Annotated in this window: 16 protein-coding genes and 2 pseudogenes; 13 read left to right on the plus strand and 5 right to left on the minus strand. The window is 39.7% G+C overall.

Translation table 11 applies throughout. The annotated features are described in order from the left end of the window. Nucleotides 1–1,047 (minus strand): IS110 family RNA-guided transposase (locus CEF13_RS12145; RefSeq protein ID WP_102710928.1); only part of this gene is annotated, 1,047 nt, incomplete at its 3' end. 287 nt (nucleotides 1,048–1,334) lie between these two features. On the opposite strand from CEF13_RS12145, the gene CEF13_RS12150 reads away from it, so the two are divergent. Then, the gene (locus tag CEF13_RS12150) at nucleotides 1,335–1,892 is read left to right on the plus strand and encodes a hypothetical protein (RefSeq protein ID WP_102710929.1); all 558 of its coding nucleotides are present in this window, start codon (nucleotides 1,335–1,337) and stop codon (nucleotides 1,890–1,892) included. A gap of 204 nt (nucleotides 1,893–2,096) precedes the next feature. Here the strand turns inward: CEF13_RS12150 and CEF13_RS12155 are convergent, their stop codons facing one another. Further along, nucleotides 2,097–2,489, minus strand: a complete 393-nt coding sequence (locus CEF13_RS12155) for a hypothetical protein (RefSeq protein ID WP_102710930.1) — start codon at nucleotides 2,487–2,489, stop codon at nucleotides 2,097–2,099. A 331-nt stretch (nucleotides 2,490–2,820) separates the two neighbouring features. Here CEF13_RS12155 and CEF13_RS12160 point away from each other — a divergent pair, with 331 nt between their 5' ends. The 5 genes from CEF13_RS12160 (at nucleotide 2,821) to CEF13_RS12180 (ending at nucleotide 5,546) form a co-directional block, all read left to right on the plus strand. Continuing rightward, nucleotides 2,821–3,153 carry a hypothetical protein gene (locus CEF13_RS12160; protein WP_102710931.1) on the plus strand — a complete coding sequence of 111 codons (333 nt, stop codon included), beginning with the start codon at nucleotides 2,821–2,823 and terminating at the stop codon, nucleotides 3,151–3,153. Between the two features lie 318 nt (nucleotides 3,154–3,471). After that, a complete protein-coding gene (locus CEF13_RS12165) occupies nucleotides 3,472–3,681 on the plus strand; it encodes a DUF6440 family protein (RefSeq protein ID WP_102710932.1) in 210 nt (69 codons plus the stop codon). Nucleotides 3,682–3,821: 140 nt separating this feature from the next. Next, entirely contained in the window at nucleotides 3,822–4,139 is a 318-nt protein-coding gene (locus tag CEF13_RS12170) for a hypothetical protein (RefSeq protein ID WP_102710933.1), read from the plus strand. A gap of 169 nt (nucleotides 4,140–4,308) precedes the next feature. Next, nucleotides 4,309–4,749 (plus strand): GNAT family N-acetyltransferase, encoded by a 441-nt coding sequence (locus CEF13_RS12175; RefSeq protein ID WP_102710934.1) that lies wholly within the window; start codon nucleotides 4,309–4,311, stop codon nucleotides 4,747–4,749. Nucleotides 4,750–4,970: 221 nt separating this feature from the next. Next, nucleotides 4,971–5,546 (plus strand): TMEM175 family protein, encoded by a 576-nt coding sequence (locus CEF13_RS12180; protein ID WP_102710935.1) that lies wholly within the window; start codon nucleotides 4,971–4,973, stop codon nucleotides 5,544–5,546. A gap of 265 nt (nucleotides 5,547–5,811) precedes the next feature. On the opposite strand, the gene CEF13_RS12185 is transcribed toward CEF13_RS12180, so the two are convergent. Beyond that, nucleotides 5,812–6,273: a GNAT family N-acetyltransferase gene (locus CEF13_RS12185; protein WP_102710936.1), complete on the minus strand. Its 462-nt coding sequence runs from the start codon at nucleotides 6,271–6,273 to the stop codon at nucleotides 5,812–5,814. Nucleotides 6,274–6,364: 91 nt separating this feature from the next. Next, nucleotides 6,365–6,781 (minus strand): hypothetical protein, encoded by a 417-nt coding sequence (locus CEF13_RS29680; RefSeq protein ID WP_146022705.1) that lies wholly within the window; start codon nucleotides 6,779–6,781, stop codon nucleotides 6,365–6,367. Nucleotides 6,782–6,860: 79 nt separating this feature from the next. On the opposite strand from CEF13_RS29680, the gene rarD reads away from it, so the two are divergent. Then, nucleotides 6,861–7,739, plus strand: a complete 879-nt coding sequence (gene rarD, locus CEF13_RS12190; protein WP_102710937.1) for an EamA family transporter RarD — start codon at nucleotides 6,861–6,863, stop codon at nucleotides 7,737–7,739. A gap of 458 nt (nucleotides 7,740–8,197) precedes the next feature. Here the strand turns inward: rarD and CEF13_RS12195 are convergent. Then, a pseudogene (locus CEF13_RS12195) lies at nucleotides 8,198–8,852 on the minus strand (IS110 family transposase); the annotation flags it as partial. A gap of 350 nt (nucleotides 8,853–9,202) precedes the next feature. Between CEF13_RS12195 and CEF13_RS29465 the strand changes: the two are divergent. The 6 genes and pseudogenes from CEF13_RS29465 to CEF13_RS12230 all read left to right on the plus strand — a co-directional run. Then, nucleotides 9,203–9,328 (plus strand): annotated as a pseudogene (locus CEF13_RS29465) (MazG nucleotide pyrophosphohydrolase domain-containing protein); the annotation flags it as partial. After that, the gene (locus CEF13_RS29210; protein WP_280531337.1) at nucleotides 9,308–9,817 is read left to right on the plus strand and encodes a phosphotransferase-like protein; all 510 of its coding nucleotides are present in this window, start codon (nucleotides 9,308–9,310) and stop codon (nucleotides 9,815–9,817) included. The pseudogene CEF13_RS29465 and the gene CEF13_RS29210, both read left to right, overlap by 21 nt. Before the next feature lie 1,481 nt (nucleotides 9,818–11,298). Next, the gene (locus CEF13_RS12215) at nucleotides 11,299–11,565 is read left to right on the plus strand and encodes a hypothetical protein (protein WP_146022706.1); all 267 of its coding nucleotides are present in this window, start codon (nucleotides 11,299–11,301) and stop codon (nucleotides 11,563–11,565) included. Nucleotides 11,566–11,609: 44 nt separating this feature from the next. After that, nucleotides 11,610–11,957 (plus strand): hypothetical protein, encoded by a 348-nt coding sequence (locus tag CEF13_RS12220; protein ID WP_102710940.1) that lies wholly within the window; start codon nucleotides 11,610–11,612, stop codon nucleotides 11,955–11,957. A 125-nt stretch (nucleotides 11,958–12,082) separates the two neighbouring features. Further along, nucleotides 12,083–12,421, plus strand: coding sequence for a ribonuclease E inhibitor RraB (locus tag CEF13_RS12225; protein ID WP_102710941.1), 339 nt, complete (start codon nucleotides 12,083–12,085; stop codon nucleotides 12,419–12,421). Between the two features lie 230 nt (nucleotides 12,422–12,651). Continuing rightward, nucleotides 12,652–13,407 (plus strand): class I SAM-dependent methyltransferase, encoded by a 756-nt coding sequence (locus CEF13_RS12230; protein WP_102710942.1) that lies wholly within the window; start codon nucleotides 12,652–12,654, stop codon nucleotides 13,405–13,407. Nucleotides 13,408–13,864 lie beyond the last annotated feature (457 nt).

A 13,864-nucleotide genomic window follows, 5' to 3' on the forward strand; every position in this document is an offset into this window, starting at 1 on the left:
TCCGCGTTTACTAATCTTCATCTGACCCGTCCATTTACCTGAGCTTGCTTCTGCAAGGTTGAGACCAGCATGGCGAAGCAGTGCATTACCGTGAGTGAAGCCACTTAAATCCCCAGCCTCACCGAGAATACCTGCGAGTGAAATGGCGCTAATCCCTTTGACCGCAAGCATAGATTTAGCAAAAGGAATACGGTCTAAGACTGCCGTAATCTCTGCCTCTACGACTTGCAGCTGTTGGCAAGCCAGGTCGTATTCAGCCAGAAGTTGCGTTAAGTGGAGCTTGTACGCATGCGTTGCCTGCTTAGAGCCAACAGAATGACGAGCAAGCGCAATAAGGGTCTGAGCTTTCTTGTTCCCGGGTTGACGTTGCATAATGGATTTCCAGCCACTCACCACGTCCTGAGGCGCTAGCCTTCTCAGTTCTTCAGGCGTTGGGAAAAGACGTAGTGTTGCCAATGCCCCCCTGCACAACAGGTTCTTAAATACTTGTCGCAGCTCAGGGAACACTACGTCAACCCAGCGATGGATTTGGTTTTTAGCGCTTACGAGTCTCGTCACAACAGAGTCGCGGTTTGAGAGATAAACACGCAGCTCTTCAAAAGCCTCAGGCGTGCTACGAATAAAAGAGTAATAACCGTTTTTGACCATGTCTGCGATGACGAGAGCATCCTTTTTGTCGCTCTTCGATGGTGTATTGTCACGGTTTTCTTTATTCTTTTTCACGAGATGAGGATTAACAAGAACAACTTCGAATTGTTTCTCGAATAGCCATCTAGAGATGCTTAGCCAGTAATGCCCCGTCGGTTCCATGCCGATAATTGCGAAGTTAAGGTTATGGGCTTCTTGCAACGATTGAATCCAGCGAAGAAGGGCCTGAAATCCTTCTTCATCATTAGAGAAAGATAGCGGATTGCCAATTGCGATCCCGCGGAAGTTTACTGCACGAGCGACATGCGTTAGTTGTGCAATGTCGATTCCGACGACGAGATGCTGAGGGGTAATTTTTTCAATGAGTTGATTTTGTTTGTCTTGGGCTTTAAACTTCATATTAGAGCGTCCTCCTGGATGATGGGATTTTAAGGGCTTTGACCCGTTGCGTACTCCCATCGTACCGAGGCGCTCTTCTTTTTGCAAAGCTGCTAATTAACGCTCTACAGGAATGCTAACGAGGAACGTTAGTTCATAAAGCAACAACAAAGGCAGCCGACAAAAGTGATTGACTGCCTTGCTCAACTAACGGGCAGGTTAACGCAACAATATAAAGTAAACATTCAATTTTGTAACACTAAAACATGGTAATATATGTGTATTTGTTAAGTTTGGAGTGATCTCTAATGTTTGAGATTAAATATGAAATCTTTGAAGATGATATCCTTGAGTTTCGTACAATTGATCTCCAGACTTTTAACAAAGAATATAATCAAATTTACGGTTGTTTCGCCATTATCGTAAATGGAATTGAATATTTAACTTATCCTTCTCCTGAAATTGGACTAGAGACGAAGCGCGTTTTTTCTGAGCTAATATTGACTCACTTTGATTTTCTTATCGATGTATATTACCAACTTCAAAAAAAAAGAAACTACGTCGTATTAAAATATATTGAAAACTCTTGGACATGGCTTGAGTTCATTCGAGAAGGAAATAAACTTATCATTAGTGAGTTAAATTTTGAAAATCATGGTGGTCCATTTATTCGAACTAATAGAAAACTATTTATTAATGCATTGAAAAAAGATATTATCAACGAGACAATACACTGGGAAGACTTTGAAAAAGAACTTATTTCAAAATTCAAGGAATTAATCAAAAAATTACAAGAGATAAATATAAATATTCTTAGAGCAAATTGTTTTACCAAGTTAAGATTATTTGCTGCTCTAAAGCGTTGAACTCCCATGGAAGAACGCAATTGCTTCCATAATCTGTGGTGTCGCGTGAGCGGCATGGATGGCTAATGGGACACGATAGCGCAGCGGTGGAACCGATCCATCGCTTGTTTTGTAATACTGGCAATCCGCTCCGCTAACGGGCAGAAGAGCGTGGTGAAATTGCAAAAAAAAGGGAGCTGCGAAAGCAGCTCTTAATTAAAGTATTTATTTGGCTGATGAAATCTTTCGACCAGTCTCTGCATCAAAAACAGCATGTTGAGAAAAAAGCTTTTTATTTACGTATTTGGCGGAAATAAAGATGTATACTTGTCTTTTTTGATTATATCCAACACCATCACCTACTCCAGATGTTGTATTGAACTGTTTAGGTACATTGGAGAACACTTTGTTAATATCCTTGTACAAAACATTCTCTCTAAGTTTAAATACGGAATCTGGATATTCAGTATATTCACTTCGATTCGCTTGCTGATAATATTCGTCAGCTCCAAGAAATTTTTTTTCTGCATTATCAGGATACTTTTCAAATTTGCTCGCCTGAGCAAGTGGCATAGTAAACGCTAATATTAGAAAGCTCATTATTATTACTTTTTTCACCTTTCCACCTCCTGCCAATTATTATATCCAGTGATAGTTTCAGCATTCATGGGTAAGGTATTAAAATGTGCCCAAAAGATTTTGGAATTTTAAATATAGACAATTGAACTCCCATGGAAGAACGCAATTACTTCGATAATCTGTGGTGTCGCTTGAGCTGCATGGATGGCTAACGGGGAACGATAGCACAATACGGACCACAACGAGGCAGCCGACATCAACCGACTGCCTTTTTCCACGCTAACGGACTGGAAAGTATAATAGCCACAAACTTATCGAATTGTTATAATTAGGATTCTAGACAGTATGGATATCGTCAGGAGGATGTCTATTGAGGAAATATGCATTAACACAAAGTAATCCGTCTCATGAGATTCCTAAAGTAATGATTCATGAAACTGAGGATAGCGGGGTATACGTGTATCTTTATAAGTCGAAACACGATACTTCTTCACATAATGATTTCTGGTTTGATGATTTGCAAGATGCAGAAGACTTTAGCAATCAATATTTTGGAATCGAAAATTCGGACTGGGTGTCCATCGATGACCCAAGCAAAGGATGCCAACATGATCTAATTAGACCTATACGCCGAAAAGAAAAGCCTAATGATCATCAATATGAAATACTTGAAGATGGTGTTTGGAAAGATATAGAGTTATAAGCTTATATAGGACAATTCAGCGATATACCTGTGCTTTTCAATCAGAAACAAAATTTGTCGTTAAGCTAACGGAGAACGATAGCTCAACGAAACAAGGAACAGTTTGCCGCGGCAGCTTCGGCAGCTTTTTGTTTTGACTCCGCTAAATAACGAAGTTTGGTTACGCTAACGGGCAGGTTAATGCAATAGGCTGTTTTCGAAAAAATGTTTCCTTTTACTACTTTTTTAATAATTACCTGCTAAGATCATAGTATAAAAAGGTGTTGTTTGAAATTTCAGTAATAGTGTTAACATCTAACTGAATATGGAGGCGGAAAAATGTTTAATAAAGACTCAGAGAAGAATAAAGGCTCAAAGAAGAGATTTGAAGAAATCCTTACAGAAAATGGCGTGGCTAATGGAAACAGAATAATAGTAGATAAAGAAACAGGAATTCATTATTTATTTAGTTGGAGTGGTTATGCAGGGGGAATTACCCCATTATTGGATAAGGATGGAAAACCAATGATAAAACCAAACAATGAATAACACACTTTATCTTGTTCAACTAACTGGACACGATAGTTGAACGGATACCGTAAAACGACCGAGATAGCGTTTTATCGGAAAAAAGTTCGGTATGATAAGCTTGAGTAAGGTTATTTAAGTTTGTTTAAAAAAGTGATGAAATGGAAACGTGGAGAAAATTGAAACTTGAGGGTATCGCAAAGCTTGAGAAGTGTGTTGCAGAATTTAATGTGTGGGAGCTTAATGTAACACCATGGGCTAAGTTTAAGGTAAAAATTTATGAAGATAGTAATGGAAACTTCTCTGGCTACACGAATTTGTTATTAAAAACACAGTATGGACCCGAGGGTGGGGTAGGTTTCGGTACTTCCATTGAAGAAGCTCTTACGGACACCGTAAATGAATTTTTAAATATGCTACAGGAAAGAAAACAATTAAGTCAAGATGACTTCGAAGCGGTAGACCCATATGACTTCTAACAAAGAGAGAGTTACGCTAACGGGAAACGATAGTTAAATAATGTATTGATGAGCAGGTGCTGTGGTGGTCTGCTCTTTTTATTAAGCTAACGGGCAGTTTTCTTCAAAAATTTATTACGCTAATATGGTAGAATATGTATCTAAAAATAAGTGGGCGGGGTGACTAGAAATGAATTCTGTTGCAAGTGTACGGCTAGCATCCTTAACCGATGCTGAAGATCTTTCTAGACTAAATCAAGAGTTTAACGGTGGTATAAAAAGACCTCCAGCTAAGATAATTGAACGCCTAAATATAAATCGTAACGAATTGATTGCCGTAGCAGAGATAAGTGGTAAAATCGTTGGTTTTGGCTGTGCTCAAAGCTTTTATTCATTTTGTTATGAAGAACCATATGGAGAAATTACTGAACTCTATGTAGAAGAAGCTGCTCGAAGAAAAGGAATCGCAATTGCAATTATTTCTTGTCTGGAAGAAAACCTTATAGAACGCGGAGTAAAAAGTATGAAGGTACTGACAGGTAGAAGGAATAACGCTGCAATTAGAACGTATGAACATTGTAATTATATTAAAGACGATGAACAGATGTTAAAGAAAAGGTTGGAGGATTAAGCTAACGGAGAAACGATAGTTGAACCATCCAGGGAGCAGATCTCCGCGACAGTTGCTCCTTTTTCATAATGCTAACGAGGCGGCTAGTTGAGAGAGGTTTAGGTACTGTTGGAATAAGATTGAAATTGGTGATAGTTTTGCTTGACAATATGAAGGATTTTATTCAAAGTTACTGGTATTGAATAGTTTAAAAAGCGCGAAGCGAGGAAAGGTGAAATATTCTGAAAGCGAATCGGATGGAAGCGTTTAGCGATGGTGTGTTGGCGATCATAATTACGATCATGGTGTTGGAATTCAAAGTGCCGGAAGGCCATGACTGGTATGCGCTGATCGAACTCGGCCCAAAGATTCTTAGCTATATCTTTAGTTTTGTATATATCGGCATCTACTGGAACAATCATCATCATCTGCTGCACATGGTTCGAACGATGAACGGGCGGTTGATGTGGCTCAACCTACTACTTCTCTTCTGGTTATCCCTTGTGCCGTTCACGACAGCTTGGATGGGGGATAGCCATTTTGCAGCCACTCCAACGGCATTGTACGGTATTATTTTACTACTCGCGGCGCTTTCATACTGGCTGCTTCAGCGCACGATTATTAACCAGCATTCCGGTGATTCCACATTTGTTCTGACGATGGGCAAAGACTGGAAGGGCAAATTATCTCCCTTGCTCTACTTGATCGCGGCCTTGACCGCATATGCGAGTCCTTGGATATCTGGCTTCTTTTTCGTACTTGTTGCCATGATCTGGTTCTTGCCTGATAAGCGAATTGAGCACGCCCTGCGAGTTTGAGGCCGCTAAAGCTTGAACTGATTCCTCTATTTATCAGATGATTACGCTAACGGGACACGATAGCTCAAAAGCACGAAGAGACGGCAGCCTGTGAAGTGGCTGCCGTTTTCTCAACTAACGGGCAGTTTAGTGCGACTTTCCTATTTCTGGAACGTCTAATAATAAGGATGATGTAAATGGAAGATTGAAAATTCTTATTAAACCTATTTGGAGGTGAAAATATTGAACCACCTTAATAATAAGGCGGTTTTGACCATTCGTGCTGTTATATTTTTTTATACACGTATTCTCTGAAAGCGGCAAAACCTTGTTTGTCATAAAAATTCTTTGCATGTTCATTATCAGTCCAGTAATCCAATTCAATCATTTCGATTCCTTCTGATTTTGCAAAATCATAAATGTAGTTCATCAGGAATGACCCGTATCCTTTTCGCTTTTGATTCTCCACTATGCTTATCTGGTGTACAAATAGAGATTTGCGTTGTTTAACGAAAGCGCCTTGGGAATAGTTTTTAATTTCAATCCATGCATATCCCAGTGGCTCATTGTTATCCTCGACAATGAAGAAACTGAAACTTTCGTTTTGCATGAATCGTTCAAAGGCGTCTCGCATAGCTCCAAAGCTGTATTCTGTAAAGTGCTCTGGATACAAGGAGACATGCAAATCATGTATTGGCTTGTTTAGTTTTGCAACTAACTCAAAATCTGTGGTCCGAATAATTTTCATAAATCATTCCTCCGACTCATAAATGAACTGTATCCATTATACATCTCAATGTAAAAATTGGAACAACTTTCATAAATTCCATTCACCTTTTTCAACATGCTCTCAATTGCTGAACCGTCGTAAAATTCGCAAGCTTGCAGGTATCCAACAGTAGTTTCTTCTGCTTGTCTGTATCACCGAGCTTTTTGTTCAATTCCAAGAAGCGAAACCAGAACATGTAATTATCCATGTATTTGGTTGCAACGCCTTGCAACCTATCCATCCACCGTTTCAAGCGTGAATGAGACGCGTTTACGTGTTGGATGTGATAAATTTTCTTGGACACGTGTGTTCCTCGCGGCAACACTTCATGAGTGATGCCCTTCAATTGCAAACCGCCTTTTGGGCGTTCCGCCGAAATACCTAAGATTATCTCATAGAACTCGACGAGACGATAATGACGCGTACAGAAGCAAAATTCACGAGATACCATCAGTGATACAATACCGTAGCATATTATTTGGGCCAAAATACTAATCCCTTTACTTAAACGATGATCGGGGCGTATAATCCATTAAGACATCGGAGTGAGAAGAGGGAAATTGATTATGAACAACGGGTTGGTCAATGCTATTATCGCGTATATCATGTGGGGGGTTCTCCCGCTTTATTGGAAGTTGTTTAACGATGTGCCGGCAGGCGAGATTCTGTCACATCGGGTTGTCTGGTCGTTCGTCTTCATGGGTATTCTCGTCACCGTCCAGCGTCGCTGGGGTGACATGAAGCGGATTGCGGCTAGCCGCTCGCTCCTGCTGTCACTCACCGCTAGCGGAGTGCTGATCGCTGCTAATTGGCTCATCTTCATCTGGGCGGTCAACAACGACCATGTCATCGAGACAAGTCTCGGTTATTATTTAAACCCGTTGCTGAACGTGCTGCTTGCGGTTGTCTTCCTTCGTGAGAAGCCAAACCGTGGCCAATGGCTCGCGATTGCCATCGCTGGCGCCGCGGTGCTCATCATCGCCATCGACTACGGACGGTTCCCATGGATCTCGATCTCACTGGCAGCGACGTTTGGCTTGTACGGCCTCGCGAAGAAGAAGATCGGACAAGACGCTTCTGTAGGCTTGCTGTCGGAGACGGCTGTAGTCCTGCCCGTTGCGCTCGGCTACTGGATCTATTTGGCCACCGTGGGAAAGACGACGGCATGGACGCTACCTGTATCCACGTTCGTCGAACTGCTTCTTTCCGGCGTGGTAACAGCGTTACCGCTGCTTTTCTTTGCGCGAGCGGCCGCCCGGATGGCGCTGTCCACGCTCGGCTTCGTACAATACATCGGGCCGACGATCATGCTGATACTGAGCGTATTCGTGTTCAAGGAATCAGTCTCGCCGGTTCTTCTCATCGGCTTCGCGCTCATCTGGACAGCGCTTGTCGTATACGCTGCGGCATCAGTTCGCGGCACGAAACTCGCGAAGGCGCGCTGACGGCAAACACATCCACCCATCCGGTACCGTCATAACAGCCATTTCCGTCCGCTGGGGAGGAGATGGCTGTTTTCTGTTTGGGGTTAAGCTCCCTCGAAATGATTTAATTTCCTCACTCAGACTCATGAATTCGCAGGATTTCATCCTATAGTTAAATTGAAGAAAAGGATGAGGGAAGAGCCGGTGGCTGGGAGATGGGGGAATGGGCATGAGGAAATAAAGGGTGGATAAAAATCACCCACAATTGTTCCATTATGTGCACGTCTCCACTTCACCCTATTGATTCTCGCTCCCATGTCTCAACGGGGCATAGCCCTTTCATTCCTTCGTCACATCTTAACTAAGAGGTGGAGGTCGGTCTTTCTAACGGAACGGTTCATAGCCCTTTTGCGTAACGTATCTCGATACTCCGTACTTCTTGTTATCCTGCGAATGCTTGAGCCGGTGAGAATCTTTTAAAGCTGACGCTGCGCCATATCGTATTCTTCGAGCAAATGCTGCAGATGAAGCTTGTAAGCATGGAGTGCCTGAGTAGTACCGACGCTGCACTTAGCGAGTGCAATGAGCTGATCCTCTCGCTTAACCCCAGCGTGACGTTTCATCTGCAGCGTTGAGTCGCTTAGTAACGGTTTCTCGGTTTGCCATGAGAATACGCAGTTCCTCGTATGCCTCCGGCTGAAAACGAACGGGGGAGTAATACCCGTTTTTAATCATATCTGCAATGACTAAAGTGTCTTTATGATCGCTTTTAGATGGTGTATTATCTCGGTTTTCTTTGTTCTTCTTAACGAGATGTGGATTAACAAGAACGGCCTCAATGCCTTGCCCAATAAGCCAGCGTGCTAGGCTAAACCAGTAGTGGCCAGTAGGCTCCATCCCGACAATAACTTTATTAAGCTTGTAGGCTTTGAGTAAATCCTGAATACAGCGGCCTAATTGTTTGAACCCTTCAAGATGGCTGCCAAACTCCAGTGGATGGCCTAAGGCTATTCCACGAAAGCTGACAGCGCGAGCGACATGAACCTCCTGAGCGATATCTACGCCTACAACTAGATGATGAACGGTAATGTTTTCAATGAGTTGATTTTGCTTGTCTTGTGCTTTAAACTTCATGATAGAGCGACCTCCTGATGTGGATTTAAAGGGCTATTGACCCGTTGCATAATCCCATCGTACTGAGGCGCTCGTTTTTGTTCAAACGCCAAAATTATTCGTTTTACAGGAATTCTAACGGATAACGATAGTTGAATAACACAATGTTGAGCAGGCTGTGGTAGCCTGCTCGTTTTATTGAACTAACGGTTAGGAGAATTCAGAAGGAGATTAGATAGTAAACCAAGAACTATATCGTAGTTCAGCTTGTCGTCTAAGGGGGATTATAGATGTCAGATTTAACTCTGAAGCAATTGCAGTCAATTATTAAGGAAAAGGATTATTAACCTGAACTTAAACAGGCATACTTTCTTAAATTGATCGAGGAAATAGGCGAGTTAGCTGAGGTTTTAAGGAAAGATAAGCGGCTAACTGATCAGACGATAAAAGGAACCATTGAAGAAGAATTGTACGATGTGCTTTACTACGTTACTTGCTTAAATTTTATTAATGGGCTATTTCATAGTTATAAAGATTACATTAACAGTACCTATCCGAGTATTGAAACAAATGGTGCAGAGGATGGACAATTAGTAAATCAAATTCTTACAAATCCGTTGATTTCATTATACTACTCGACAATAAAACTATATTCAGCGATGGGAAACAACGTAGTTGTAGATTCTGTTATAGGTAATGACAAATGGTTCAATACTTGTATTGAATTATTATCGGATCACCCTGTCATATTCGTAGTAGTTAAATGTTCAAAGGAAGAACTTGCTAGAAGAGAACAACTTAGAGGAGACAGGAAGGTTGGTTTAGCAGGTTCACAATACGATAACGTGTATAGCTTTAATGAATATGATCTTGAATTCAATACTGAAATAATGAGATCGAGTGAGTGTGCCAATGAGATATTAAATTTTATAAGATCTAATAAAGAATACACTGCTTTTAAGAAGTTGATTAAGGGGAATAAGTAAGTAGTTCAAGAAGGCGTATCCATTAGCTAACACCATATTCACGCTTCGGGCCATTCGGCTCTCGGTCCTGTTAAGCTAACGGGTAACGATAGTTCAATACCAAGAGGGCAGTCGCCTGACAGCCCTCCGCTCAACTAACGGGAAGGATAACGTAGTAAGGTGGATGTCAAAAATGGGTTTTCTTGTTACAATAATTGTAATTGCTTATCGCAAAATAATTTTTCAAATAATGTGAAAGTAATTTGAGGTAGTATGAGGACTTGTCCAAATTGTTATAGCGACCAAATAAAACAAACCACATCTATTTTTACTAGAATATTATTATCCGCTTATATATTTTTAACCTTCCTATTTTTTACTGGAGGAATATATTTTGAAGCTCTAATTGCTTTGATTCCTTTTGTAATTCCCTACTCGAATAGATGCCTCAACTGCAATAAAGCCTTTCTTAAAACAATACCTAAATGGACTAAGGCAAGTGTGTTAGAAGTAAACTCTATTTTTAATAGGTATCTGTTATTTATCTCGCCCTCAATACTAATTATTGCGTTTAATATCACTTTTTCCTAATACTGGTCTTGGCAGAATACTTTACTTACCAGCTGTGTTTATTGTAAACAGTACAATATGCATTATCGGTTTAAGTCTAACTAGACATTTGAAACGAACTACTTCTGTATGGACAATAATTATCCTAATAACATTAATATTTACAGTTTTACTTTATCCTCAAGAGAATGATGATCATGTTATTAAACAAATCTGGGATGCCATTGTTAGTTAAAAAAACATCAATTATCTGATGTGATTTTATATATGGATCCTTGTTCCGCTAACGGGCACGATAGTTAATCCGATTCACTAATATGTAATTCATTTAAGGTTTTTGTGAAGTTCAAAAATATGACGTTATCAGAAAACTACGCTAATAAAGGAAGGACAAATCATGGAAATGTTTATTTTCGTAGTAATAATAGCTATTAATATTACATTACTTCAAATCAAATTCCTTCATAAACACAAGAAGCTCATAAATACAATAGCAGCATTTGCAATGATTTCTTGGTTCGTAATTCTGATTGTACTTGGAATTATTTCAGGAAGAGCTAAATCGAACCTTTCTGAAATGAGAGAGAACTACCCGATATATATAATTGTTTTTGTGGTAGCAATAACAATCCAATTGTTGCTTAATCGAAAAAAGAGTAAAAAAGAAGATAAGTGAAAGGAAACGATCAGTGAAGAAAATTCTTAATCTTATTTAAGATGGTACAGACTTCTGAAACATCTTATTCACGCTGCATAACATTCCCTAAGTCTGCCATTACGTATTACGCTAACGGGGAACGATAGTTGAGTAACAAACATAGATGAGCAGGCGATGCGGTCGCTTGCTCATTTTATTAAGTTAACGGGCAGTTTAACGCAATACAATGTGCTACAATATGGTAAAAATGGACAATCAAGAACGGAGTGAATCCTTGGATCAAGTAGTTATTTGGGGGATATTTGTTTCAGAAGATGTTAGACGTTTTCCAAACTTTTTTCCAATTGCTTTCTTCGAGACTCGTGAAAAGGCAATAGAAGTAATTCAAGGGTTACCAAAAGATATGAATTATGATTTGCTTGAACTGCCATTGAACCATAATTTTGCTTATTTTCATAAAAAAAACGGTAAGTTGGTAGGTATGGACGGTATTTACCATGAGCACTTTCATTTTAAGGGTGAACATGAAAGTGATAATTAAACACTGGAATAACGGGTACTTGAAGTCTTATTGGAGTTGAACTGATGACTATTAGTAATAGAGGATCAAGAAAGATAACGATCGGGCAAGAGGATTATAGATGGGTTGTCTCTCCTTCAGGCAAAGGGTCTCTTGTTTTAACTGTGCAACACGACGATTTCAATGGGCAGTTGATTAGAGTCAGTGTAGAATCAGACATTAATGAATATTGGATTGAGTGCCCGAATGTAAAGTCACTGGATATGAAGGTCATTAAGCCAGCGGATGTGACTACTGTCATTATCGAGGCGATGAAACAGGGATGGACACCAAAGGATAAAGGTAACCTTTATGCTTCTTCCTTTCTGGAAGCACTCTCCTCCCTCGTTGAGCTAGATGGGAACGTTAGTTAAACACAAAATGGAGCAGATGCAGTCGGCAGCTACTCCATTTTTTATTACGCAACGGGCAGTTTTGTTCAATGTGATTGTGATAAAATGGAAAAATAGTGATTCCATTAATCCTTTAAGGAGAAGTTATGCGTATAGGGATTTTGATAGTTTTAATACTGTTGACTGGTTGTTCAGGTAATTACAACAGTATGCAAAAGACGAGTGAGGACAAGGTATCACTCGAACAATATTTTTACTCTCAAAGCGAAGAACAGCTAAAAAAGCTACATGAAAAACTTGCCACAGAAGGTTATCAAGTTAGTGAGCAGATTTCTTATGAGCATAATGGCAAAACAGAGTGGTCATTTTATTCAACAAAAGAAGTAAATAGAAACGAGATATCACAGGAAGATGTGAAAGCTGAAAATCACGCAAAGCAATTTGAAGTTAATTACGACGGCCATGGTTTTTCATTAGAGGATTAATCTGCCTTGCTCAACTAACGGGTAGTTTTGTTTAAGAAGGAGTATGAAACAACAGGTAAACTTTTGTCGTCTTTTAACTAAAGGCTCAGATTTAGTTAATGTTTTTCAACTAAAGGGCGAACTTTGTAATAAGTAAGGCTGGATGCAGATTCTATTGGGATATATTCGATACATAGTTAACATCGTTGTCTAATGAAAATCCTTTTAATAACAAATGGAGGAGTATAGTAATGGACATAAAGCAATCATTTTCAAACAGAGTAAAAGATTATTTGAAATATCGTCCAACATATCCTAGTGACGCAATAGATTATTTATATGATATTGTCAAACTTGATGAGAATTCGACGTTGGCTGATATTGGGGCGGGAACAGGGAAATTATCTAAATTACTAGTTGAAAGAGGTACTAATGTTATTGCAGTAGAACCAAATCAGGAAATGCGAAAAGCTTGTGTACAAATACTTGGAAATGAATCCAACTTTCGTGCTGTGGCAGGTTCAGCAGAATCAACATGTTTACGTGACAATTCCGTAGACTTTATAGTTTGTGCACAAGCGTTCCACTGGTTCGATCGTACTGTTACAAAAATGGAATTTAAACGAATTCTAAAAGAACGTGGTAAGGTCATTTTAATTTGGAATACACGTCAAACAAAAGGAACCCCTTTTTTAGAAGGGATAGAACATTTATTGCTTAACTATGGTATTGATTACTCCGAAGTGAATCACAAAAACATTTCGGAAGATGAATTGCAATTATTCTTTAAAGAAAATACTATGGAGAAGTCCGTTTTTGAAATACAACAATTATTTGATTTTGAGGGTCTAAGTGGAAGAGTAATGTCTTCCTCCTATACTCCAATGCCTGAACATCCTAACTACAGACCTATGATTGACGAATTAAAAAAGTTATTTAATCGATATGAGAAAAACGGTAAAGTACCTTATATATATGAAACAGAGTTATATTGGGGAGAGATTTAATATTCACTTAGGGAGCGTGAGTTGAAGAATCGATATGTCAATTATCTAGTTGGCATTTTGTTCCCTTGAGGAAACAGGGGCTATTCTAGAGCCAGATTGGAGTACTTTCGCAATTATCCTCTCTGCCGGAAGATCTTATGAGTGACGACTATACATTAGACCTAATTTTAAACTAACGGGAGACGATAGTTCATTAAACAAGGGAGGCAGACGATGCAGATTGAACGGCTGCCTTTTATTGCTATCAGGAAAGACGTCTTGCAAAAGTCAAAAAATAAGCAGTTACTACCTAGTAGTCATCTTCAGAAAAGGGTAGGAATTGGGGGGCACGCAACGACTTCAATTATTCTTGGATCAATGCCATAAAACATCCAAAATGCTCCATTCCACCTATACCCGGAAACCTCGCCAAACTCTACACGAGTCGGATAAAACCAGAAATTGTCTCCATTTAGCA

This window comes from Paenibacillus castaneae (assembly GCF_002884445.1).
Classification (GTDB): Bacteria; Bacillota; Bacilli; order Paenibacillales; family Paenibacillaceae; genus Pristimantibacillus; species Pristimantibacillus castaneae.

Excerpts from the sequence above, each read along its gene's own strand:
- CEF13_RS12150 (WP_102710929.1), top strand. The coding sequence starts at position 1,335 with ATGTTTGAGATTAAATATGAAATCTTTGAAGATGATATCCTTGAGTTT.
- CEF13_RS12165 (WP_102710932.1), top strand. The coding sequence starts at position 3,472 with ATGTTTAATAAAGACTCAGAGAAGAATAAAGGCTCAAAGAAGAGATTT.
- CEF13_RS12170 (WP_102710933.1), top strand. The coding sequence starts at position 3,822 with ATGGAAACGTGGAGAAAATTGAAACTTGAGGGTATCGCAAAGCTTGAG.
- CEF13_RS12175 (WP_102710934.1), top strand. The coding sequence starts at position 4,309 with ATGAATTCTGTTGCAAGTGTACGGCTAGCATCCTTAACCGATGCTGAA.
- CEF13_RS12185 (WP_102710936.1), bottom strand. The coding sequence starts at position 6,273 with ATGAAAATTATTCGGACCACAGATTTTGAGTTAGTTGCAAAACTAAAC.
- rarD (WP_102710937.1), top strand. The coding sequence starts at position 6,861 with ATGAACAACGGGTTGGTCAATGCTATTATCGCGTATATCATGTGGGGG.
- CEF13_RS12220 (WP_102710940.1), top strand. The coding sequence starts at position 11,610 with ATGACTATTAGTAATAGAGGATCAAGAAAGATAACGATCGGGCAAGAG.
- CEF13_RS12225 (WP_102710941.1), top strand. The coding sequence starts at position 12,083 with ATGCGTATAGGGATTTTGATAGTTTTAATACTGTTGACTGGTTGTTCA.
- CEF13_RS12230 (WP_102710942.1), top strand. The coding sequence starts at position 12,652 with ATGGACATAAAGCAATCATTTTCAAACAGAGTAAAAGATTATTTGAAA.